Source organism: Lentzea sp. NBC_00516 (genome assembly GCF_036346835.1).
Taxonomy (GTDB): Bacteria; Actinomycetota; Actinomycetes; order Mycobacteriales; family Pseudonocardiaceae; genus Lentzea; species Lentzea sokolovensis.
This window is the reverse complement of sequence record NZ_CP107840.1, coordinates 217,003-238,586: the sequence shown is the minus strand read 5'-3', so window position 1 is coordinate 238,586 and position 21,584 is coordinate 217,003. Positions and strand designations below refer to the sequence as shown.

Annotated in this window: 20 protein-coding genes; 7 read left to right on the top strand and 13 right to left on the bottom strand. The window is 69.2% G+C overall.

From position 1 onward, the window contains the following. Positions 1-14 precede the first annotated feature (14 nt). From OG205_RS01115 to OG205_RS01105, 3 genes are all read right to left on the bottom strand, one after another. Positions 15-917: an SRPBCC family protein gene (locus OG205_RS01115; protein ID WP_330274325.1), complete on the bottom strand. Its 903-nt coding sequence runs from the start codon at positions 915-917 to the stop codon at positions 15-17. A gap of 28 nt (positions 918-945) precedes the next feature. Further along, complete coding sequence (locus tag OG205_RS01110) at positions 946-1,452, bottom strand: helix-turn-helix domain-containing protein (RefSeq protein WP_330274324.1); 507 nt, start codon at positions 1,450-1,452, stop codon at positions 946-948. 75 nt (positions 1,453-1,527) lie between these two features. Continuing rightward, positions 1,528-2,790: an NAD(P)/FAD-dependent oxidoreductase gene (locus OG205_RS01105; protein WP_330274323.1), complete on the bottom strand. Its 1,263-nt coding sequence runs from the start codon at positions 2,788-2,790 to the stop codon at positions 1,528-1,530. 41 nt (positions 2,791-2,831) lie between these two features. Between OG205_RS01105 and OG205_RS01100 the strand changes: the two genes are divergently transcribed. Then, the gene (locus OG205_RS01100) at positions 2,832-4,304 is read left to right on the top strand and encodes an FAD-dependent oxidoreductase (protein WP_330274322.1); all 1,473 of its coding nucleotides are present in this window, start codon (positions 2,832-2,834) and stop codon (positions 4,302-4,304) included. On the opposite strand, the gene paaZ is transcribed toward OG205_RS01100, so the two are convergent. Together paaZ and OG205_RS01090 are read right to left on the bottom strand one after the other, a co-directional pair. Beyond that, the gene (gene paaZ / locus OG205_RS01095; protein WP_330274321.1) at positions 4,301-6,322 is read right to left on the bottom strand and encodes a phenylacetic acid degradation bifunctional protein PaaZ; all 2,022 of its coding nucleotides are present in this window, start codon (positions 6,320-6,322) and stop codon (positions 4,301-4,303) included. The genes OG205_RS01100 and paaZ overlap by 4 nt on opposite strands. A 67-nt stretch (positions 6,323-6,389) precedes the next feature. Beyond that, complete coding sequence (locus tag OG205_RS01090; RefSeq protein ID WP_330274320.1) at positions 6,390-7,319, bottom strand: oxidoreductase; 930 nt, start codon at positions 7,317-7,319, stop codon at positions 6,390-6,392. Between the two features lie 133 nt (positions 7,320-7,452). Between OG205_RS01090 and OG205_RS01085 the strand changes: the two genes are divergently transcribed. Further along, the gene (locus OG205_RS01085) at positions 7,453-8,328 is read left to right on the top strand and encodes a helix-turn-helix transcriptional regulator (RefSeq protein WP_330274319.1); all 876 of its coding nucleotides are present in this window, start codon (positions 7,453-7,455) and stop codon (positions 8,326-8,328) included. Between the two features lie 186 nt (positions 8,329-8,514). Then, positions 8,515-9,492, top strand: a complete 978-nt coding sequence (locus OG205_RS01080; protein WP_330274318.1) for a hypothetical protein — start codon at positions 8,515-8,517, stop codon at positions 9,490-9,492. Here OG205_RS01080 and OG205_RS01075 read toward each other — a convergent pair. Continuing rightward, positions 9,489-10,388, bottom strand: coding sequence for a LysR family transcriptional regulator (locus OG205_RS01075; protein ID WP_330274317.1), 900 nt, complete (start codon positions 10,386-10,388; stop codon positions 9,489-9,491). The genes OG205_RS01080 and OG205_RS01075 overlap by 4 nt on opposite strands. Positions 10,389-10,459: 71 nt before the next feature. Here OG205_RS01075 and OG205_RS01070 point away from each other — a divergent pair, with 71 nt between their 5' ends. Continuing rightward, positions 10,460-11,128, top strand: coding sequence for a nitroreductase family protein (locus OG205_RS01070; RefSeq protein WP_330274316.1), 669 nt, complete (start codon positions 10,460-10,462; stop codon positions 11,126-11,128). Positions 11,129-11,157: 29 nt separating this feature from the next. Then, positions 11,158-12,021, top strand: a complete 864-nt coding sequence (locus tag OG205_RS01065) for an AraC family transcriptional regulator (protein ID WP_330274315.1) — start codon at positions 11,158-11,160, stop codon at positions 12,019-12,021. Here OG205_RS01065 and OG205_RS01060 read toward each other — a convergent pair. The 4 genes from OG205_RS01060 to OG205_RS01045 are packed head-to-tail and all read right to left on the bottom strand — an operon-like array spanning position 11,999 to position 17,628. Beyond that, a complete protein-coding gene (locus OG205_RS01060; protein WP_330274314.1) occupies positions 11,999-13,177 on the bottom strand; it encodes a hypothetical protein in 1,179 nt (392 codons plus the stop codon). The two genes, OG205_RS01065 and OG205_RS01060, sit on opposite strands and share 23 nt — an antisense overlap. Before the next feature lie 3 nt (positions 13,178-13,180). After that, positions 13,181-13,996 carry an SDR family NAD(P)-dependent oxidoreductase gene (locus OG205_RS01055; protein ID WP_330274313.1) on the bottom strand — a complete coding sequence of 272 codons (816 nt, stop codon included), beginning with the start codon at positions 13,994-13,996 and terminating at the stop codon, positions 13,181-13,183. Between the two features lie 28 nt (positions 13,997-14,024). Continuing rightward, positions 14,025-15,968, bottom strand: a complete 1,944-nt coding sequence (locus tag OG205_RS01050) for an ATP-binding protein (RefSeq protein ID WP_330274312.1) — start codon at positions 15,966-15,968, stop codon at positions 14,025-14,027. A gap of 10 nt (positions 15,969-15,978) precedes the next feature. Beyond that, a complete protein-coding gene (locus tag OG205_RS01045) occupies positions 15,979-17,628 on the bottom strand; it encodes an AMP-binding protein (protein WP_330274311.1) in 1,650 nt (549 codons plus the stop codon). Between the two features lie 68 nt (positions 17,629-17,696). Here OG205_RS01045 and OG205_RS01040 point away from each other — a divergent pair, with 68 nt between their 5' ends. Next, on the top strand, positions 17,697-18,515 hold the full coding sequence (locus tag OG205_RS01040; RefSeq protein ID WP_330274310.1) for a LuxR C-terminal-related transcriptional regulator: 819 nt from the start codon (positions 17,697-17,699) through the stop codon (positions 18,513-18,515). 89 nt (positions 18,516-18,604) lie between these two features. Here the strand turns inward: OG205_RS01040 and OG205_RS01035 are convergent, their stop codons facing one another. Then, complete coding sequence (locus tag OG205_RS01035) at positions 18,605-19,759, bottom strand: RNA-guided endonuclease InsQ/TnpB family protein (RefSeq protein ID WP_330274309.1); 1,155 nt, start codon at positions 19,757-19,759, stop codon at positions 18,605-18,607. 194 nt (positions 19,760-19,953) lie between these two features. Here OG205_RS01035 and OG205_RS01030 point away from each other — a divergent pair, with 194 nt between their 5' ends. Beyond that, positions 19,954-20,376 (top strand): nitroreductase family deazaflavin-dependent oxidoreductase, encoded by a 423-nt coding sequence (locus OG205_RS01030; protein WP_330274308.1) that lies wholly within the window; start codon positions 19,954-19,956, stop codon positions 20,374-20,376. Here OG205_RS01030 and OG205_RS01025 read toward each other — a convergent pair. Both OG205_RS01025 and OG205_RS01020 read right to left on the bottom strand, forming a co-directional pair. Further along, a complete protein-coding gene (locus OG205_RS01025; protein ID WP_330274307.1) occupies positions 20,332-20,895 on the bottom strand; it encodes a hypothetical protein in 564 nt (187 codons plus the stop codon). The two genes, OG205_RS01030 and OG205_RS01025, sit on opposite strands and share 45 nt — an antisense overlap. Beyond that, positions 20,892-21,455, bottom strand: a complete 564-nt coding sequence (locus tag OG205_RS01020; RefSeq protein WP_330274306.1) for a TetR/AcrR family transcriptional regulator — start codon at positions 21,453-21,455, stop codon at positions 20,892-20,894. The genes OG205_RS01025 and OG205_RS01020 overlap by 4 nt, the downstream gene beginning before the upstream one ends. Positions 21,456-21,584: the final 129 nt, after the last annotated feature.

Genomic DNA, 21,584 nt, shown 5'->3' with positions numbered 1-21,584 from the left:
TTTTTCCGATGTCTTTACCGCACCGGCCCCAGCACGCGGACCAGGTTCTTCTCGGTGTCGTTGCCCAGCTTCTCCAGCGCGAGCTTCGCGACCGGCGCCCCGAACCGCGCGAGCCCGTTGAACTCGACGTGGGCGCGGTAGGCGATCCTGGCCGTGCCGGGCGCGTCGCCGGCGCTGATCGTGATGTCGTCGGTGGAGGTGGCGGTGTCGTTGCGCCCCACGAACTGCAGGCCGTGCGCGTCGTCCCTGGTCAGCTCGTAGACGAGCTCTGTCTTGCGGCCGAGGAACTGCGACACGTTGCGCCAGCGCGAACCGATCTCGACCGGGCCGTCGTCCAGGCGCGTGCACGACACGGTGCCCGGATCCCACTGCTCGGCGCGGGAGAAGTCACGCAGGTACTCGACCACGCCTTCGGGGGTGGACGCGACGGTGAAGGTGCGCTCGACGTCCACACCGGACACGTGCGGTGCGTTGAACGCCTGCGGCGCGAGGTGGAGCCGGTACTGGTCGACGAGTGCGGCCTGGCTCACGGCGCGGCTTTCCAGCCGTTCCAGCCGCGTGTCGTCGAAGCTTCCCAGCTGCCGCAGCGTCCGCCACAGCGAGGTCTTGCCCTCGATGCCGACGCGCAGGGTCTCCAGTTCGAGGACGTCGCTCAGCGGCGAACGGCCGAGCACCCTCCCGTTGAACTTGAGCCTGCCCGCCTTCTCGGTCAGCCAGCCGAGCGCCTCCTTGTGGGGACGCGACTCGACGCCGGTCTCGCGCATGAGGTCGAGCAGTTCCTTGCGGTCCGCCTCGATGTCGTCGGCGAGGACGCGCAGCTCGGGATGGGTGCGGCTGATGCGACGGGCGAGCTCGGTGCCCGCCATCGCCCCGGCCAGGTGGTCGTTGAGGTAGATGCCCAGCAGCTCCGTGTTCACGCTCTCCGGTTACCCCTGGCCAAACCTCTCACGGGCCTGCCGGACCCAGCTGGTAGCCCTGGTTCCACAGGGTTTTGATCACCAGGCCGAGCGGGGATATCCGCCGCCGCAACCGCATGATGTGCAGGTGCAGGGCGTTGCTGGTGTCGCCGTCCTTGGTGGGCAGGCAGAGCAGCAGGTCCTCCCGTGTGGTCAGCGAACGGAAGCGGCGCAGGAGCTCGCCGACCAGCGCCCGTTCCGTCGGCGAGAGCACGACGGACCGCGTGCGGAACCGCAGGATGCCGGACATGTCCAGTTCCGGCACGGCGTAGCGGGCCGCGCGGGCTCTGAGCATGGCGATGCGCACGGCCAGGTCCTGATGCGCCACCGGCGCGCGGACCCAGTCCTCCCGCATGTCCGTGAGCACGGGCGCGGGGACGTTCTTCTCCAGCACGAGCAGGCACAACGTCCCACTGCGCTGGCACGCCTCCCGTGCCGCCGCGTCCACCGGCCAGCGCACGACCTCGACGGGCAGTTGGTTCACCAGGTTCGACATACGTCCACTTCCGCTTGTCCACCACGGAGAGCACCGAACCAGCCTTCGGCTTCGGGTGGACGCTAGCGGCGGCCGCTATTTCCGCTCTATCGCCTGCACCGGTTCGAGGATGATCGGCTGCGCGCGGCGGCCGGTGACCAGGTTCCAGCCCCATTGGGTGAGCACCGCGATCCGGTTGCGGAAGCCCACCAGGAACGCGATGTGCACGACCGCCCACGCCACCTTGCCGATCAGGCCCTTGAGCCGCAGCTTCCTGATGTCCGCGACCGCGTCACCAGGCGAGATGGTGGCCATCGTGCCGAGGTCGAGGTACCGGAACGGCTGGGCCCTGCGCCCCTGCAGGCGTGCTTTGATCACGCGGGCGACGTGATGACCCTCCTGGATCGCGGGCTCCGCGATGCCCGGCAGGTCGTTCAGGTTCACCATGTCACCGATGGCGAAGACGTCGTCGGTGACCGAGCAGTCCACGGGATTCACGACGATGCGGCCCTTGCGATCGGTCTCGGTGTTCGTCGCCTCGGCGAGCTTGCGCGCGAGCGGCGAGGCCTGCACACCGGCCGCCCAGATGATCGTCCGCGCCTCGACCCGATCGCCGTCCTTGGTGGTGAGACCGGCGGCGTCGATCGACTCGACCATGGCGCTCGTCATCACCGTGACGCCGAGCCGTTCCAGCTTCACCCGCGCGTGCTCGCGCAGTTCGGCCGAGAACGGTGGCAGCACGTGCGGCACGGCGTCCAGCAGAGTGATCCGGACGTCACGGGGATCGATCTCGCGGAACTGCCCCTTCAACGCCCGGCGCGCCAGGTCGGCGATCTGCCCGGCCAGCTCGACCCCGGTCGGTCCCGCGCCCACCACCGCGAACGACAGCCACTGCTTCGGATCGTCGGCCGCCACCGCCGTCTCGAACGCCCTGAGCAGCCTCGACCGCAGGTTCACCGCCTGTTCGAGGGTCTTCATCGGCGGCGCGGACTCGGCCCACTCGTCGTGCCCGAAGTAGCTGTCGCGCGAGCCGGCCGCCACGACCAGGGTGTCGTACTCGACCTGGCGCGACCTCCCGTCCGTCAGGTCGACGTGCACGCGCTTGGCGGCCGTGTCGAACCCGGTGACCTCGCCCAGCAGGACGTGCGCGTTGCGTTGCCCGCGCAGGATCGCCCGGAACGCCGGCGCGATGTCACCGGCGGGCAGCAACGCCGTCGCCACCTGGTAGAGCAACGGCTGGAACAGGTGGTGGTTCGCGCGGTCGATCAGCGTGACCTCGGCGTCCGCACGTTTGAGCCCGCGCACGACGCCCAGGCCGCCGAACCCACCTCCGACAACGACTACCCGATGCTTGCCCATGGAGATCGCATACCCGCTGAAGGCCGCGGGTATCCACCGCCATGACCACCACCGCTGACCAGTCGCTCTGGCTCGCCGCGCTCCCGGCGACGGCCCGTCCCCCGCTGACCGGCGCACACTCGTTCGACGTGGCCGTGGTCGGCGGCGGCATCACCGGCCTCACCACCGCGTTGCTGCTCAAGCGCCGCGGCCTGCGCGTCGTCGTGCTGGAGGCCGACCGGGTCGCGTCGGGTGTGTCCGGCAACAACACCGCCAAGGTCACCGCCCTGCAGTCCACCGTGTACTCGCGGATCCGGAGCGCGCACGGCCTGGCCGCCGCGACCGACTACGCCACGGCGTCCCTCGCGGCCGTGGCCCAGGTCGCCGAACTGGCCAAGGGGATCTCCTGCGACCTGCGCCGCGCACCGGCCGTCACGTACGCCTACACCGAGTCCGAGGTGCGCGACGTCGACCACGAACTCATCGCCGCCCGCCAGGTCGGGCTCCCGGTCAAGGCGATCGGTGACGTCGACCTGCCGTTCGAGGTGCACGCGGGAGTCCGGCTGGACGACCAGATCGCGCTGCACCCGGTGAAGTACCTGCAGGGTCTGGCCGACGCGATCGACGGCGACGGCAGCCTGGTGTGCGAACACAGCCGCGTGCTCGACGTGAGCGGGCACCGCGTGTCCACAGCGGACGGTCGCGTCACCGCCGAGAAGATCGTGATCGCCACGCACTACCCGACGCTGGACCGCGGCCTGTACTTCCCCCGCCTCGAACTCACCCGCGCCTACTGCGTCGCGGCCCGCGTCAGCACACCTCCACAAGCACTCGCCATCAGCACAGGCAGCCCGTCGTGGTCCATCTCGGCGCACGAGGACAAGCTGATCCTCGCCGGCCAGAGCCACCCGACCGGCAAACCCGTCGTGGAACCGTTCCGCCGCCTCGAGGACTTCGCCAGGAGGCACTGGCAGGTCGAGGAGATCACCCACCGCTGGTCGGCGCAAGACCCGACGTCCTACGACCACCTGCCGATGATCGGGAGCTACACGCCGGGCAACACCACGCTGTTCACCGCCACCGGCTACATGAAGTGGGGCCTGACCAGCGGCACGTTCGCCGCGGCACTGCTCGCGGACCTCGTCACCGGCAAGCCGAACGACCTGGCCGAGCGGTTCAGCCCGCACCGGGTGTCGCTGAAGTCGTTGCCCACGCTGATGAAGAAGAACGCCGAGGTCGCGCTGGAGATGGTCGGCGACCGCGTGCTGCCGGCCGACGCCACCTCCAGCGAGAACCTGCCGCCCGGCCAGGCCCACGTCGTCCGCGACGGCCTGGGCAAGATGGGCGTCTACCGCGACAACGACGGTGAGCTGCACGGGGTGTCGATGCGCTGCACGCACCTCGGTTGCTTCGTACGGTTCAACGCCGCCGAGCGCAGTTGGGACTGCCCGTGCCACGGCTCGCGGTTCGACGTCGACGGCGAGGTGCTGGAGGGACCGGCGACCCGGCCCCTCCCCCGCAAGGAACCGCGTTAGTTCTTGGCGACAAGAGTCAGCACGTCGTACTTCGCGACCGACTCGCCCTTCTGGTTCGCGACGTCCGCGTCCCAGCGGACCTCGCCGTACTCCTGGTCCTCGCGCGGCGTGATCTGCTTGACCGTCAAGGTCACCGTCAGCTGGTCGCCGGGGAACGTGGGCGTGACGAACCGCAGGTTCTCCAGCCCGTAGTTGGCCAGCACCGGTCCGGGCTCCGGCGAGACGAAGAGTCCCGCCGCGAACGACACCACGAGGTAGCCGTGCGCGACCCTGCCGCCGAAGAACGGGTTGGCCGCAGCGGCTTCCTGGTCCATGTGCGCGTAGAACGTGTCGCCGGTGAACTCCGCGAAGTGCTCGATGTCCTCCAGCGTCACCTCACGCGGCCCGGCCACGACCGTGTCGCCCAGGCGCAGTTCGGCGAGCGTCTTGCGGAACGGGTGCACGGCGTCCTCACGGCGAGGCGCACCCGTCACCCAGCGGTTCGTGATGGCACTCAACGCGCGCGGGCTGCCCTGCACGGCCGTGCGCTGCATGTGGTGCAGCACGCCGCGCATGCCGCCCATCTCCTCACCGCCGCCGGCCCGGCCAGGTCCGCCGTGCACCAGCATCGGCAGCGGCGAGCCGTGCCCGGTCGACTCGCCGGCGTCCTCGCGGTCCAGCACCAGCAACCGGCCGTGCCACGGCGCGACGCCGATGACGACGTCGCGCACGAAGTCCGTGTCGGCGGAGACGATCGAGCCCACCAGCGAACCGGCACCGCGAGCGGCCAGCGTCACGGCGTCGTCGATCGAGTCGTACGGCATGAGCGTCGACACCGGCCCGAACGCCTCGACCTCGTGCGGCTGCACGGCATCGGCGGCGGCGCGCAGCAGCATCGGCGACATGAACGCGCCACGTTCGGCATCAGCGTCCACAAGGGACAGAGCGCCGTCGCCGTAGACGACCGAGGCGTTCTCCCGCAACGCCTTCAGCGATCGCAGCACCTCTTCGCGCTGCTCCAGGCCGGCCAGCGCGCCCATCTTCACCGACCTGTCGGCGGGGTTGCCGATCACGACCTCGGCCAGCTTCGCCGCCACCGCCTCGCCGACCTCGTCGATCAGCGACGCGGGCACCAGCGCGCGCCGGATCGCCGTGCACTTCTGCCCGGCCTTGGTCGTCATCTCGGCCACCAGCTGACCGACGAACAGGTCGAACTCGGGCGTGCCGGCGACCGCGTCCGGGCCGAGGATCGAGCAGTTGAGCGAGTCGGCCTCGGCGTTGAACCGCACCGACGACCGGATCACGGCCTGGTGCGTGCGCAGGTGCTGGGCCGTGGACGCGGAGCCGGTGAACCCGACCAGGTCCTGCTCGGTCAGGTGGTCCAGCAGGTCGCCCGCCGAACCGCAGACCAGCTGCAGCGACCCCTCGGGCAGCAGCCCGGAGGCGAGCATCAGCTCGACCATCTTCTCGGTCACGTACGCCGTCTGGGACGCGGGCTTGATCAGCGTCGGCACCCCGGCGATGAACGCGGGCGCGAACTTCTCGAGCGGCCCCCACATGGGGAAGTTGAAGGCGTTGATCTGGACCGCGACACCGTGCAGCGGCGTGCAGATGTGCTGGCCGACGAACGTGCCGCCGCGCCCGAGCGGCTCGACGGGCCCGTCGACGTAGACCTTGTCGTTCGGCAGCTCGCGCTTGGCCTTGGACGCGTACCCGAGCAGCACGCCGAAGCCGCCGTCGATGTCGATCCACGAGTCGGACCTCGTCGCCCCGGACCGCGCGGACAGCGCGTACAGCTCGGCCTTGTGCTCCTTCAGGTACAGCCCGAGGGCCTTCAGCAGCTGCGCGCGCTGGTGGAAGGTGAGCTCGCGCAACGCGGGCCCGCCGACCTCGCGCCCGTGCCGCAGCGCCGCCCCCATGTCGACGCCCGCCGACGAGATCCGTGCGATCTCCTCGCCCGTCACGGCGTCGTGCAACGGCGCGCCCTCCACCGAAGGCGTGTGCCATCCACCCGACACGTAGCTGCGCAGCAAGCTCATCGAGCCAACCCTTCTCGCTGGGCGCTGGATCTTCAGCGACCCGACCACCAGGCAACGTATCAGCCGATCACAGGTGATTCCCGGCGCCGAGTCCGAGGTAGCTCACCCCGGTGAGCCGTTGCGCCTCCGCCCAGAGCCGCCTGCCGATCTCCGGATCCGCGGCCTCCCTGCCGAGCTTGGCCTCGGTGACCCGGCCCCGCGTCTCCCCCAGTGCCGCCGGGCCGAAGAACTGACCGCCGCGCGCTTGCGGGTCCGTCGCGGCGCGCAGCTGCGGCAACGCGCCCTGTTCCAGCGGCTGGGCCATCAGCAGTCCGACCCTGGCCAGCACCTTGCCGCGCCGCCCGAGGTGTTCCCAGGCGCGGGGCGTCAGGTTGGTGCGGGTGATTCCGGGGTGGGCCAGGGTCGCGACGACCGCCGACCCGGCGGCGCGCAACCGCCGGTCGAGTTCCAGGCCGAGCACGGTGATGGCGAGCTTCGAACGTCCGTAGGCGGCGGACGCGCCGTAGTCGCGCTCGAACATCAGATCGTCGAAGTCCAGGTGTGCCCGCTTGTGCGTGATCGAGCTGAGGGTCACCACCCTGGCCCGTCCTGCCGCGATGAGGACGTCGAGCAGCAACCCGGTCAGTGCGAACGGGCCCAGCGCGTTGGTGCCGAGCTGCAGCTCGAAGCCGTCGGCGGAGGTCCGGCGCGGCCCGAGCAGGACCACGCCCGCGTTGTTGACGAGCAGGTCGATCGCCGGGTGGTCGGCGGTGAGCCCGTCCGCGAAGGCGCGCACGGAGGTGAGGGAGGCCAGGTCCAGTTCGCGCACCTCGACGTCGCCGCCGATCCGGCGGGCCGCCTCCTCACCCGCGGCGGTGTCGCGCACTGCCAGCACGACGTGGGCGCCACGCCGGGCCAGCTCGGTGGCGGTCACGAGGCCGAGCCCGGAGTTGGCGCCCGTCACGACGGCGACTCGGCCGGTCTGGTCGGGAATGCGGTCGGCGGTCCATGCCGTCATCGGTGACTCCTGGAAGAGGTCGGGAACGTGTCACCGGCGACGCTAGGAGCGATCGGAGGCAATTCGGTCGGCCTCGGGCGCCTAGGTCTGGCAGACCTACCTCGGGCGATCGCGCCGAGGGCACACTGGCGACATGGACAGTCCTCACCCGTACGTCCGCGAGCTCGGTGACTTCCTCCGCGCCCGCCGCGGCCGGCTGAGCCCCCACGACGTGGGGCTGGAGCCCGGCGCGCGGCGCAAGGTCACCGGGCTCAGGCGCGAGGAGCTGGCACTGCTGGCCGGGCTGAGCACCGACTACTACCAGCGGATGGAGCAGGGCCGAGAGGTTCGCCCGTCCGACGACGTGCTGGACGCCCTCGCCGTCGCGCTCGGCCTCGACGACGGTGAACGTCGGCACCTGTTCGCGCTGGCCCGCGCCGCCCGGCGGCCGGTGCCCGACCGGATGGACCGCCGTCCGGAGCGGGTGCCGGAGAGCACGCGGCGGCTGTTGCGGGTGATGGACACCCCGGCGCTCGTACTCGGCAGGCACCTCGACCTGCTCGACCTGAACCCGATGGCGGAGGCGCTGCTCGGATCCCCGCACGACTACCCGCACGACCGGCTCAACATGCTGCTGATGATGTTCGACGAGACGCTGACCACCCAGCGGAACTGCCCGCACTGGGAACAGCACGCGATGGACTACATCGGCATGATGCGCGCCGCCGTCGCCACGGACCCCACCCATCCTCGCGCCACCTCGATCGTGGGCGAGCTGAGCATCCGCAGCGCCGAGTTCCGCCGGCTGTGGGCCCGCCACGACGTGCGGGAGTCAGTCAGCGGCACCAAGGCCTTCCACCTTCCCGAGGTCGGTGACGTCGTCCTCGACTGGGACACCTATCCGCTGCCCGGCAACCCCGGCCCGTTCATGCTCGTCTACACGGCCGAGGCGGACAGCGCCGACGCCGACCGGTTGCGCCTGCTGTACTCCTTGCGCGCGAAGCACTCCTGGACTTCACGCCAGGACTGAACAGGGCCGGCGTGACTTCGCCGGCGTGGATCAGGACCGTCACCGCCTGCCAGAACGTGCCCGCGTCCAGCGACCAGGCCGAGGCTCGCATCTCCGCTGATAATACGTATTACAGTCTTGTTTCGTCGCATCGTCGGCTCTACGGTCCGAAACACCCCGGAGTCCTCGACGCGAAGGAGCGCCCCCATGCCACCGAATCGCCGTCAACTGTTGTTGGGCACCGCGGGAGCGGCCCTGCTGACAGGAGTCGCGCCTGCCGCGGCGGCGCCGGCGGGCTTCCCGAACTACCGGTACACGAGGCTCGCCCTCGTCAAGAACAAGCTTCGCTACAACCCGACCAACGAATTGATCTTTCCCACCATTCGCGGCACAAAAGATCGGATCTCCGGCGCTCTCGCGGCCTACTACCTCTACTACGCGCCCCACGACGCACCAGGCGGAATCTGCCTGGCTTACGCGAACTCGCTGGAGGAGGAGTTCACCGAGTACGCCGGCAACCCGATCATTTCGCGGAGCTGGCCCGGCGAGTACAGCGTGTCCCACGTGTCCTCGCCGCACGCGATGTGGAACGACGACGTCAAGCGCATGTACCTGTACTTCCACGGCGAGAACACCGTGACCCGGCTCGCCAGCTCCGCCGACGGCATCCACTTCTCCTACGAGAAGGAGGTCCTGTCCACGCGACTGCAGCCCGCGGGCACCACCGAGACCTCCTACGCGAGGGTGTTCCGGCACGACCTGCCGTCGCGCAACGCCCGGTACGTGATGGTGTTCATGCTCAACAACAGCACGAACCGCCGGGACATCGGCTGGGGCTGGTCGCCGAACGCCCGCGACTGGACGTTCGCCCAGACCCCGCTCGTCCGGCACCAGGACGTGGGCGCGGTCAACGTCGGCGGGCCGCACCTGTTGTTCCGCAACAACAGCGTCTACGTCGTCTACAACACCGACATCGGCAGCGGCGGCAACATCCTCATCACCGAGGTGGGCGCCGACTTCAGCAAACGCAACCACCTGGGCGTCTTCCACGACTCGACGTCCGGATCACCGGACAACGGCAGGTCGGCCGCCCCGTCGTTCGGCACCTACCAGGGCCGGGAGTACATGATCTACGAGGCCGGGGACCGGCTGGCGGGCAACATCGCCATCGCGCGAGCGCTCTAACGGAACAGCGCGGCGCAGTGCTCGGCGAACGCTTGCGCGCGGCGCGTCAACGGCCCACTCGCCCAGCCGAGCACCACGGGTGTGGTGGGAACGTTGTCGCGCAACGGCAGTGCCAGCACCTCCAGCCCCTCGTACGACCGGGCCAGCGCCGGTTGCTGGACGGTCATCGAGTAACCGATGCCGCGCGCCACCAGCGACCGGGCCAGCTCGAAGCTGCGCGCCCGATGCGTCACCACCATCTCGACACCGGCGGCAGCGAACACCGACCGGAAGTAGCGCTCGCTCGGCGGCACGTCGAGCAGCACGAACGGATCGCCGGCCAGTTCGCTCAACGCCACCGCGCGCCGCCGGCGCAACCGATGATCAGCGGGCAGCAGGACCCTGGGCGGCTGGTCGTACAACGTCCGGGTCTCGATGCCAGGCAGCAGGTCCTGGTCGTAGAGGAACGCGATCTCGCACCGCCCGGAGATCAGGTCCTCCCCGATCTCCGGCAGGCTCCCCTCCACGAACCGCACGGACACCTCCGGATGTGCCCGCTCGAACGTCGCGATCGCCGCGGGCAGGTGGAACGGCGCGATCGGCGCGTAACACCCGACCGTCAGCACACCGCTCACGGTCGAACTGAGTCCGCGCGCCTCAGTGCCAAGATCCCCCATCGCTCCAATGACCCGCCGAGCGTCCGCCAGCACCTGCGTGCCCGCCGCCGTCAACGCGGCACCCCGGCGCGGCGACCGGACGACCAGTCGCAGGTCCAGAACCCGTTCCAACTCGGTCAACGCCAACGAGATCGCGCCCTGCGAGACGTGGCAACGTGAGGCGGCGGACGTCAGCGAGCCCGTCTCGGCCACCGCGATCAGGTATTCGAGCTGCCGCACCGTCACGTTGGGCAGATTCATGAGCTGAGCTTATAACTGACCGAAGAAACGTGAACTGGCCAAAAGAGTCGGCCACGGGCATCGTCCGAACAGTGACCCGACCGCACTCCCACCCGTTCATCCCGTACACACCGCCCCGGCTGCCGATCGAGGACGGACTCAACCACGGCAGGGCGTTCCACCGGCTGCTCGACGAGCGGAGGTCGGTGCGCTGGTTCTCCCCCGACCCGGTTCCGAAGGAAGCGATCGAACTGGCGGTCCAAGCCGCCAACACCGCCCCGAGCGGCGCGCACCAGCAGCCGTGGCGGTTCGTCGCCACTCAGGACCCGGAGCTCAAGCGCCGCATCCGGGCAGCGGCGGAAGAAGAGGAACGCCGCTTCTACCACGAGCGCGAGATCCCGGACTGGCACGCGGCGCTCGCCCGGCTGGAGACCGACGCGGACAAGGAGTTCCTGGAGGTCGCTCCCTGGTTGGTGGTCGCGTTCGCGCAGAAGCAGCAGGACGGCAAGAAGACCTACTACACCAACGAAAGCGTAGGAATCGCCTGCGGGTTCTTCATCGCGGCGCTGCACTCGATGGGCCTGGCGACGCTCACGCACACCCCGAACCCGATGACGTTCCTGACCGATCTGCTGGGACGGGACGGCGAACGGCCGTACATCCTGTTCCCGATCGGCTACCCGGCCGACGACTGCGAGGTGCCGGACCTCCACCGCAAACCGCTCACCGAAGCACTCACGTTCGCCGAGGGACTTGCCTGATCCCCCCACCAGCGGGGAGCATCGGCGAGGTGGACGAACTACGCGCGTTGCTGGCCAAGCACGCCCGGCCCGACATGAGCACCATCATCGAGGACGTCCTGGTCTCCAGGACCACGCTGGGAGGGCCGCCCACGCCGTCGATGTCCGGCACGATCCTCGCGTTCGTCGCCCAGGGCCGCAAACGGATCGCGTTAGGTGAGCGCGTCTACGACTACCGGGCCGGCCAGTACCTGGTGGCCTCGGTCGACATGCCGATCACCGGCAACTACGTCGACATCAGCCCCTCCGAGCCCGCGCTCGGCATCGGCCTCGTCCTCAGGCCGGACAAGGTCGCCGAACTGCTCCTGACCAACGACCTCCCGAAACCCGCGGGCACCCCGGAAGGCCTGGCCGTCAGCGACGCGAGCCAGGAGCTGATCGACGCCGTCACGAGACTCGCGCGCCTGCTCGACCAGCCGCGGGACGCGCGAGCGCTGGCGCCGCTGATCAAGCAGGAGATCCTCTGGCGGGTCATGACCGGCGAGCAGGGCGCGGTCGTCCGTCAGCTCGGCACCCAGGACAGCAGCCTGAGCCACATCGCCAAAGCGGTGAAATGGATCCGCGAGAACTACGCCGAGTCGTTCAAGGTCGAGAACGTCGCGCGGATCGCGGGCATGAGCGAGTCGGCGTTCTACCGCAACTTCCAGGCCGTCACGGCGATGAGCCCGATCCAGTTCCAGAAGCAGATCCGGTTGCAGGAGGCCAGGTTGCTGCTCGCGACGAACCGGGACGTGACGAGCGTCAGCCACCGGGTCGGCTACGACAGCCCGTCGCAGTTCAGCCGCGAGTACCGCCGCCAGTTCGGCGCGCCGCCCAGCCAGGACGCGATGCTCACGCTCCAGCCCGTGTCCTGACGTCCAGGTAGACCGCGCGGACCTCCAGCGTCCGTTCGACCTTCTCGATCACGGGCGCGAAGAACTGGCGGCGGTGCTCGGCGTCGCTCATCGAGATCACCGAGAAGTACATGCTGCCGAACGCCGCGAACAGCGTGGCGTTGCGCAACATCGCGGACGGCACGCCCAGCCACGACATCTTCGGCGGCTCCCCGATCCACAGCTCGGCGATCGCGGGCGTCACCACGATCAGGCCGAGTATCACGAAGAACGCGAACAGCGCGAGCCCGATCACCGCCGCCTGCACCAGCTGCCGGATCGCGAGCATCACCAGCAGGTTGCGCGACTGCCGGCCGTTCAACCGCTTGGGCGGCAACGGTTCGGTGATCTCCACTTCGGACAGCGGCGTGCCCTTGCAGGCGACGGACAGGATCTCCGGCCGCAGGTCCTGCTCGACGCGGCCGATCTCGTCGCGCAACCGGGCTGCTGCCGCCAGCACCGTGATGGCGGCGAACAGCAGCACGACCAGGCTGACCCGAGGCCAGCGCAACTGGTTCATCGCCTGCCACAGCTCACCCGTGAAGAACAGGAACAGCGTCACGAACAGCATCGGCGGCAACGCCCGGCCGATCAGGTGCACGCTGTTGCCCAGATCGGCGATCACGTGCCGGATGGCGGCCTTGAGCAACGCACCCAGCCCGTAGGTCGTGGCCAGCATGGTCGCCACGAAGGCCGCCGCGAACACGACGACGAACCAGACCAGGGCGACCCACACCGACTCGGTTTCCTGGTCCCCGTCCGGCGCGGTGAACTTGACGTCGATCGCGGACTGGATCAACGGTGTGATCACCGGTATCGCCGCGTAGACGACCAGCACCAGCACGGTCATGCGCGGCGAGAAGTTCGGCATCCGCCGCACGAACAGCGAAAGCAGGATCCACGCGGACACCATCGCCGCGACGATCACCCCGAGCAGCAGCCACCGCGACAGCCCGGCGGACTGCTGCAGCACCAGCCAGGCGAGGCTGCCGACCGCGACGAACGTCAACGCCGGCAACATCCTCGGCAGCACGTGCGACCGGAAGCCGTAGCCCTCGATCATGGTCGGCGCACCCTGCCGGACGAACCACTGCTCGGTCTGCCGCACGACCGTCTCCGAAGCCACGGCGAGGATCATGCCTCACCGTTCGAACAGGCGCGCCATGATGCTGTAGTAGTGGGTCGGCGTGATGCGGGCGAGCAGGTCGAACGCGTAGGCGTCCGGCCCGACGAGCACCCGTGCCTTCCCGCGTTCGACACCCCGGTGGATGACCTCGGCGGCCTTGTCCGGGGTGGTCAGGGCGATCTTGTCGAAGTCGGCGGCGATCTGCTCCAGCGACCGGCCCTGTTCGTCGAGTTCGGTGTGGAAGCGCCCCTTGCGGACGATGTTGGTCTTGATGCCGCCGGGGTGCACGGCGACCGCGGAGACGCCGGTGCCGCGCAGTTCCTGGCGCAACGAGTCGGTGAACCCGCGCACGGCGAACTTCGCGGCGCAGTAGGCGCTCTGGTTCGGCATGCCGCACAGCCCGAACACGCTGGAGGTGTTCACGATGACGCCGTAGTTCTGCTTGACCAGCAACGGCAGGAAAGCCCGCGTGCCGTTCACGACACCCCAGTAGTTGATGTCGAACAGCCAGGAGTCGTCCTCCGCCACGGAGTTCAGCACGCTCGTGGACGTGGCGACGCCCGCGTTGTTGAACACCGCCGCGAGCGGCAGGTCCAGCCAGTCCTGCACCTCCTTCGCGAACCGCTGCACGTCGTCGGCGTCGCGGACGTCGAGGATCCGGCTCAGCACCGGTCCCTTCAGCGACGCCGCGGTCTCCTCCAGCCCGATCTCGTCGACGTCGGCGATGATCACCGGCGAACCGTGCCGGGACAGCCGCTGGGCGAGGCTGCGGCCGATTCCCGAGGCCGCCCCGGTGATCACCGCCGGACGTCCTGAGATCTTGCGGACCATGCTCGTGCTCCCTGTCGTCGTGAGCACCTCACGTTTCCAGTGATCGCTCCGCCGCACCAGAGTCGATCAGCTTCGCCCGAACGCCCTCCAGGTCCGGATGTCCGAGCCTGGTCAGCAACGTTTCTGCCCGTGACCAGGCCCGGCGCGCACCTTCGTCGTCTCCGGCGGCCGCGAGCGCGTCACCGAGATCACCCGCGCACTGCGCCTCGCCGTACCGCTCCCCCAGCCCCGCGAGCTGGTCGACCGCCAGCCGCAGCACCACCGCGGCGCGTTCGTGCTCGCCGAGCTTGTGGTGGACATGTCCCAGCGTGCGCAGCGCGTACGCCTCGCCGTCGAGGTCGCCCAGCACCCGCAACCGGTGCAGCGCCTCGGTGGAGTGGTCGAGCGCCGCGTCGAGGTCGCCGATCATCGCGTTGGCCCAGCCGAGCGCGCCCTGGATGAGGGCGATCCACGACGGGTTCCTGGTGGTGATGAACTGTTCCAGGGCCTTCTGGGCGTGGGCGAGTGCCGTGGTGAAGTCCTCGGCCATCGCGTGCGACCAGGCGATCGAGAAGTGCGTGACGCCGACGTTCACGGCGTCGCCCTGGTGCAGCTCCAAGGCTCTCGCGAGGTCGGCCTGCGCACCCGCGTGGTCGCCGAGCATGGCCTTGCCGCGCCCGAGCAGGTGCAGTGTGACCGCCTCCGCCGACCGGTCCCCGAGCCGTCTCGCCGCGGCCAGGGCGAGGTGTTGTGTGGAAGCCCTGTCGTCCCACCGGCCGCAGCGGTACAGGAACGTCGACATCGTCCACGGCAGCTGCCAGGCGTGGACGTCGAAACCCTTCCGCACGGCCAGGTCCGTGGCCGCGAGCAGCACGGGCAGCTCGGCTTCCAGCCACGCCAGCGCTTCCTCGTACCCGCCGAACGACACGTCCGACTCGACACCGATCGACGGCCAGTGCGGGGCGAGACACCGTTCCGCCGCGAACGCCGTGTGGAGGTAGTGGTCGAGCAACCGCTGCAACGCCGGTCGTGCCTCGTCCTCCGTCACCAGGTCGGCGGCAAAGGCTCTGAGCAGGTCGTGCAGCCGGAACCGGCCGGGTACGTGCTCCTCCACCAGATGCGCGCGGGTCAGCTCCGCCAACGGCTTGCGCGCCCGGCCTTCGAGCAGGACCTCGGCCGCCCGCAGGTCCAGATCCGGTCCACAGTGGACGCCCAGCAACCGGAACAACCGCGCCGCGTCGTCCGGCAACGCGTTGTAGGACATGGAGAACACGGCATCGAGCGCGTCGAGCCGTTCCTCCTGAAGCTCGTCCACCAGCGCCCGCAACGGAAACGCCGGATAGGACAGCACCCGTGCGGCCACCACGGCCAGCGTCAGCGGCAGCCCGCCGGAGCACCGCACCAGCTCCGCCACGGCCTCGGTGTCCCCGAGCCGATCGGCACCGAGCCGCAGTGCCAGCAGCGCGACGGCCTCGTCGTCGGCCAGCACCGGCACGGTGAGCGGCTGGGCCTGCTCGTACGCCACCAGGTCGTGCATCCGGTTCCGGCTGGTGACGATCACCAGACTGTCGGCGCCACCGGGCAGCAGCGGCCTGACCTGCTCCTCGTCCCGGGCGTTGTCGAGGACGACGAGCATCCGCCGATCCGCCACCAGCCCGCGGAACAACGCCCCGCGCGCCTCCAGGTCGTCCGGAATCCGTTCGGGCACCACGCCCAGCGCGTCCAGGAACCCGCGCAGCACCACCGCGGGCGACGAGGGCGCGGCGGCTGGATCGAACCCGCGCAGGTTCACGTAGAGCTGGCCACCGGGGAACCGTTCGACGTTGTCGTATGCCCAGCGCACGGCCAGCGACGTCTTGCCGGACCCGCCTGGCCCGCCGATCACCGCCACCCCGGACTCGATCGCGTCCAGCGCCTTGAGCTCGTCCAGCCTCCCCACGAACACCGGCGGTCTGGCAGGCAACTGCCGTGGCACAACGGTTTCTCTCCCCACGAGCCCGATGCTAGGCGCGCAACTCCGGGAACTGGTCGTCCCGCCACTCTCCTGTTCCGTCGAAGCCCTGTTCTTCCCGGGTCCGCAGATCGACGCGCCGGATCTTGCCGGACACGGTCTTGGGAAGCTCGAAGAACTCCAGCCGCCGAATCCGCTGGAAGGGCGCCAGGTGTTCGCGGGCGTGCCGCAGGATCTGCAGCGCCGTCTCACGGTTGGGCTCCCAGCCCGCGCTCAACGCCACGTACGCCTTGGGCACGGCGAGCCGCAGCGGGTCCGGAGCAGGCACGACGGCGGCCTCGGTGACCGCCGGGTGCTCGATCAGCACGCTCTCCAGCTCGAACGGCGAGATCTTGTAGTCCGACGCCTTGAACACGTCGTCCGTGCGCCCGATGTAGAACAGGTAGCCGTCGTCGTCGCGGCTCGCGACGTCACCGGTGTGGTAGTAACCGCCGGCCATCGCCTCGGCGTTGCGCTCGTCGTCGCCGTGGTAGCCGACCATCAACGACATCGGGCGTTGCCCCAGGTCGATGCAGATCTCGCCTTCCTCGGCCAGTTCGCCGGTGATCGGGTCGACCAGCACGACAGGAACACCCTGCAACGGCCGTCCCATCGAGCCGAGCTTCACCTCGGCGCCCGGCACGTTGCCGACCGACAGCGTGGTCTCGGTCTGGCCGAAGCCGTCGCGGATCGTGAGGCCCCACTGCTTCTGGACCTGCTCGATCACCTCGGGGTTGAGCGGCTCCCCCGCAGCCACGACCTCGCGCAACCCGCCCGGCCCGCCGCTGAGGTCGGCCTTGATCAGCATCCGCCACACCGTCGGCGGCGCGCAGAACGTGCTGACGTTCTTCGCGCGGATCTGGCCGAGCAACGCGGCCGCGTCGAACCGGGCGTAGTTGTAGACGAAGATCGTCGCTTCGGCGATCCACGGCGCGAAGAAGCAGCTCCAGGCGTGCTTGGCCCAGCCGGGCGAACTGATGTTGAGGTGCACGTCGCCGGGCTTCACGCCGATCCAGTGCATGGTCGTGAGGTGCCCGACCGGGTACGAGGCCTGGGTGTGCTCGACGAGCTTGGGACGGCTGGTCGTGCCGGAGGTGAAGTACAGCAGCAGCCGGTCGTCCGCGGTGGTCTTCGGGTGCGGCAACGGGGTGTCCGGCGCGTCGGCGGTCTCGGCGTAGTCCAACGGGCCCGTGCCGCCGACCGTGATCACCACAGGTCCCTCTTCGAACTTGCCGGCGTCCTCAGCCCGTGCGATGACGTGCCGCACCGAACCCCGATGCAGCCGGTCGGCGAGATCGGCCGGCCCCAATGCGGTGGTGGTCGGCATGATCACCGCGCCGAGCTTCATCACCGCGAGCATCGACTCCCACAGCTCGATCTGGTTGCCCAGCATGATCATCACGCTGTCGCCGCGACCGACGCCCTGCGACGCGAGCCAGCGCGCGACGCTGTTCGACCGGCGGCGCAGCTCGTCGAACGAGTAGGCGCGCTCGGAGCCGTCCTCCTCCACGATGTGCAACGCCGTGGCGGTGTTGCCCTCCGCGATGAGGTCGAACCAGTCGTGCGCCCAGTTGAAGCTGCCGTCGAAGCTCGGCCAGGTGAACGAGTCGGGGTCCGTGAGCATCAGGTCGCGGGCCGCGCGGTAGATGTCGTGACTGGACATGACGCAGAGGGTGGGAGCGCCAGGGGTCGCAGGTATACCCCCGGACGGGGGTGTACCCCTTTTCGAGGGTGCCGCCGTCAGCGAAACTGCTGGACGTGCTGCCAGACCGTTTTCAGGCGATGCTCCCGCAGCGCCTGGACATGCTCCGCCGAGCCACCGGGCTGCCCGTCGTGTTCGGCGGGGCGTTGACGCCCGGCCACGACCTGCTGCTGAGCAGTTTCCTCGGCACGCACGGCTCCTCGTTGCACGGACTGCGCGTCGGCACCGGCCGGGGCCTGGGCGGCACCGCGATCGCGATGGGCACCGCGGTCCGCGTCAACGACTACGCCACGACCAGGGCGATCACCCACGAGTTCGATCAGATGGTGGTGGTAAACGAACGCCTGACCTCGGTGTTCGCCTACCCGGTGACCGTGCGGGGCACCGTTCGCGGCGTCCTCTACGGGGCCGTGCGCGGGCAGACGACAGTGGGTGACCGGGCGATCAGGATGGCCGGCGCCATCGCGCAGGGATTCGCACAGGACCTGGACATGCCTTCCCAGCAGAATCAGACACTGCACACGCAGGCCGCACTCCGCGAGCTTGCCGAGGTCGCCAAGCTCGTCGGCGATCCCGTGCTGCGCGAACGACTCCGCAAGGTGCACCAGAACCTCGGCGGCGAACCACCCGTCAGCGTCCCCAGCGGCCTGACCCCGCGCGAACTCGATACGCTTCGGCTGGTCGCGGTCGGTGCGTCCAACCGGGAGATCGCCGCCGAGCTCGGACTGAGCACCGAAACCGTCAAGGCCTACCTCCGGGGCGCGATGCGCAAACTGGGGGTGCACAACAGAACCGCCGCCGTCCACGCGGCGAGGTCGACGGGAGCGCTGTCAACTTCTTGGCCCTGATGGTTCGAGCGTGATGCTCGGACCTTCAAGCCGAGTCGCGTTCTCCGTGCGCCACTGGGTGTGGCGTGCGGGCCGCATCAACCCGTCGTCTATGCGGCGGCGGGTTCGGGTGCGTTGACGTGTACCCACGCCGACCGTGCCCGGTTTCGGACGTTCACGGCGGCGACGACGTCGGCGGGTCCAGCGAGACCGCACCGGCGACAGCAGAAGGTGTCCCTGTCTGGACGGTTCGAACGAGACGTGTGCTTGCAGCGCGGACACATCCGTGAGGTGTAGTGCGCGTCCACGATAAGCACGGGCACGCCGACGCGGCGGGCTTTGTAGCGGACGTGTGCTTCGAGTTGGTGAAACGGCCAGGAGCTGTGGGTGGCTCGCTGGTGCCGGGCAACCGTGACCCGGTCGCGGATACCGCTCAAGTCTTCGAGCGCGATCCCGCGACCGGTGCGTTCGGCAACAACCACCAACTGCTTGGCGACCCTGTGGTTGACGTGCGTCGAATGCCGCTGCTCGCGACGCGACCGTTTCCTGAGCCGCCGGGTCGCCGACTTCGTTCGCCTGGCCTGCAACTCGGCGCGCACGCGGGCGTGCCGGCGTCGGTAGCGGCCCAGCCCGCGGCCTTGGAAGTTGTCCGCGTCGCTGGTGGTCGCGAGGTTCACGATGCCCCGGTCCACACCGAGCCAGTCGACCGGCTCGAACTGTGGCTGCTCGGGCACCTCACAGGTCGCGATCAGCAACCACATGCCATCGCGGTGCACCAGATCGCTCTCGCCCTTGCGGTACTCACGCAGGGTCTTGAGCTGGCCTGGAGAACCCGCGAACCGCACGTCCTTCATCCGGCCCGCCGTGGTCCAGATCGACACGGTGCCCGCGTCGTGGTTCCACGACAGGCACCGGTCGTCGAACGGCTGCGCCGCATCCGGCCGGAACGCGACCGGTTTCGACTCGGCCTTCACCCGGCGCTTCGAACCAGGCCTGCCCAGGCTCCCGGCCCGGACGGTCGCGTGCAACGCGGCGTAGGCGTCCGCGACCTTCTTGATCACGTGCTGAGCGGCCTGCGCACCCAGACCGCGAGCCTTCAACTCCGCATAGGCGTGCTTGCGCAACGCGTACTCACGGAACACCCCGTGCTCGAACGCGATCCGCGACACCCAGTCCGCAGACTCGTTGCAGCCGTGCAGAGTCGCCGCCAACGCGGACGCCTGTACGGCGTCCAGCAGCAGCTTCACCTGCACAACGATCTTCACGAACGAGACCGTACATCGGTCTGGATCCCCTCAATGGGGCCGAAACCGGACTTGACCTTGCCTCGTAGGTCGCGCTCTCATGCCAGGTCGACAGCCTCAAAGGCGTCTCCTCGCGAGGCCAGGGCGCCGCGGAACTACAGATCGCAATCCTCTCGGCCTTGAAGAGCCGGGGGCTCCCACGATTAGATTGCCGAATGTCCTGGCAGCAAAAGGCCGTGATCGGCACCGATCGCCTGCTCTACAAGCTGACCGGAGGCAAGGTCGGTCTCGTCTCGTTCAGCAAGCAGACCGGCCTGACGCTGATCACCATCGGCGCCAAGTCCGGTGAGCGCCGCGAGAACCAGGTCCAGTACGTGGCCGACGGCGACGCGATGCTGGTCGTCGGGTCGAACTGGGGCAAACCCCACCACCCCGCCTGGACCACGAACCTGCTGAAGAACCCGGACATCCAGGTGAACGTGCGCGGCGACATCCGTGACGTGCGGGGCACGTTGCTGGAGGGCGCCGAGCGAGAGGCCGCCTGGACCAGGATGGTGGCGGCCTACCCCGCGTTCCAGGACTACGTGGAGCGGTCAGGCGGCCGCGAGTTGCGCGTCTTTCGCCTCACTGCGCGCTGAGTCCCACGCCAGCCACACGCAGCCGACGATCATGAGCACGCCGTGGGCGATCCGCACAGCCGGCGGCGTGAAGAACTGCGGCAGGAACAACGCGAACCCGGCCGCGAACACGATCGCCGCCGTGGTGCGGAGCTTCAGCGCGACCATGATCGCCGCGACGCCCATGGTGACGAGCCCGAGCGCGAAAATCGTGACGGCGAACGGGTTGTAGCGCACGGCCTCGGCCAGTTCGAGGACGTTCGGCTGGGCTGCGATCGCGTGCAGCCCGAAGTCCTCTGCGCCGTAGTACGGCAGCGTGAGGCCCGCGCCGACCCAGAACGTGATCGCGGCCGTGCGGTGGATCTCCAGCAACGCGATCGGCACCAGGATGAAGCCGATCATCGCGAACAGGTGCGACAGCACCCACGCGGTCGAGCCCATCGAGGCTGCCGCGCCCGCTGCCGTCGTTTCGTCGTGCCACGGTCTCAACGCCGGGTACAGCAGGAAGAGCAGGCCCGCGGCGGTCAGCGTCCACTTCATGATTGCCCCCTGAGATCGTCGAGATACATCCGGACGAGCTGGTCGTAGGTGTCGTCGAGTCCCTCCGGCAGGCCGAAGCCGCCGCTGGACTCGATCGACGCGAAGCCGTGCACGATCACCCGCACCCGTCGCGTGGCGTGGATGGCGTCCGAGCCCTCCAGGCCGTAGCTCCGCAGCGTGGCGAGGATGAGTTCCATGAACTTCTGACCTGCCTCCCGCTGCAGTTCGTCGTGCAGCGGATCCATCGGCGCGGCCAGGTAGCGCTTCGGATGTTCCTGCACGTAAGCGCGGTACGCGTACATGAGCGCCCGGACGGCGTCGTCCCCTGCCCTGCCGACGACGGCGGCGGTGAACCGGGCGGTCATGTCCTCCATCACCCGCAGGCCGAGGTGGCCTCTGAGCTCGCCGAGGCTCGCGATGTGCTTGTACAGCGAGGGCGTGGCGACACCGGTCCTGGCGGCGACGGCGGCGAGCGTCAGTGCCTCGACGCCGTGCTCGTCGACCAGTTCCAGTGCGGCGTCCACGACCTTGGCGGTGGTGAGACGAGCGCGAACAACCATAGCCCAAAAGCTAACGCCATTAGCCCAGAACGTCAAGCGAAGGTTTTGTGGAGATCTTGTGGAACCTCGGCGCGAGCGACCCGTCCACGGATATGAATGGCAAGTCACTCGCATCGGCAAGGAGAAAGC

What these genes read in the sequence shown, in the direction of transcription:
- OG205_RS01110 (WP_330274324.1), bottom strand. Translation starts at nt 1,452, where the DNA reads ATGTCGAACCTGGTGAACCAACTGCCCGTCGAGGTCGTGCGCTGGCCG.
- OG205_RS01105 (WP_330274323.1), bottom strand. Translation starts at nt 2,790, where the DNA reads ATGGGCAAGCATCGGGTAGTCGTTGTCGGAGGTGGGTTCGGCGGCCTG.
- OG205_RS01100 (WP_330274322.1), top strand. Translation starts at nt 2,832, where the DNA reads ATGACCACCACCGCTGACCAGTCGCTCTGGCTCGCCGCGCTCCCGGCG.
- paaZ (WP_330274321.1), bottom strand. Translation starts at nt 6,322, where the DNA reads ATGAGCTTGCTGCGCAGCTACGTGTCGGGTGGATGGCACACGCCTTCG.
- OG205_RS01090 (WP_330274320.1), bottom strand. Translation starts at nt 7,319, where the DNA reads ATGACGGCATGGACCGCCGACCGCATTCCCGACCAGACCGGCCGAGTC.
- OG205_RS01085 (WP_330274319.1), top strand. Translation starts at nt 7,453, where the DNA reads ATGGACAGTCCTCACCCGTACGTCCGCGAGCTCGGTGACTTCCTCCGC.
- OG205_RS01080 (WP_330274318.1), top strand. Translation starts at nt 8,515, where the DNA reads ATGCCACCGAATCGCCGTCAACTGTTGTTGGGCACCGCGGGAGCGGCC.
- OG205_RS01075 (WP_330274317.1), bottom strand. Translation starts at nt 10,388, where the DNA reads ATGAATCTGCCCAACGTGACGGTGCGGCAGCTCGAATACCTGATCGCG.
- OG205_RS01060 (WP_330274314.1), bottom strand. Translation starts at nt 13,177, where the DNA reads ATGATCCTCGCCGTGGCTTCGGAGACGGTCGTGCGGCAGACCGAGCAG.
- OG205_RS01055 (WP_330274313.1), bottom strand. Translation starts at nt 13,996, where the DNA reads ATGGTCCGCAAGATCTCAGGACGTCCGGCGGTGATCACCGGGGCGGCC.
- OG205_RS01045 (WP_330274311.1), bottom strand. Translation starts at nt 17,628, where the DNA reads ATGTCCAGTCACGACATCTACCGCGCGGCCCGCGACCTGATGCTCACG.
- OG205_RS01030 (WP_330274308.1), top strand. Translation starts at nt 19,954, where the DNA reads ATGTCCTGGCAGCAAAAGGCCGTGATCGGCACCGATCGCCTGCTCTAC.
- OG205_RS01025 (WP_330274307.1), bottom strand. Translation starts at nt 20,895, where the DNA reads ATGAAGTGGACGCTGACCGCCGCGGGCCTGCTCTTCCTGCTGTACCCG.
- OG205_RS01020 (WP_330274306.1), bottom strand. Translation starts at nt 21,455, where the DNA reads ATGGTTGTTCGCGCTCGTCTCACCACCGCCAAGGTCGTGGACGCCGCA.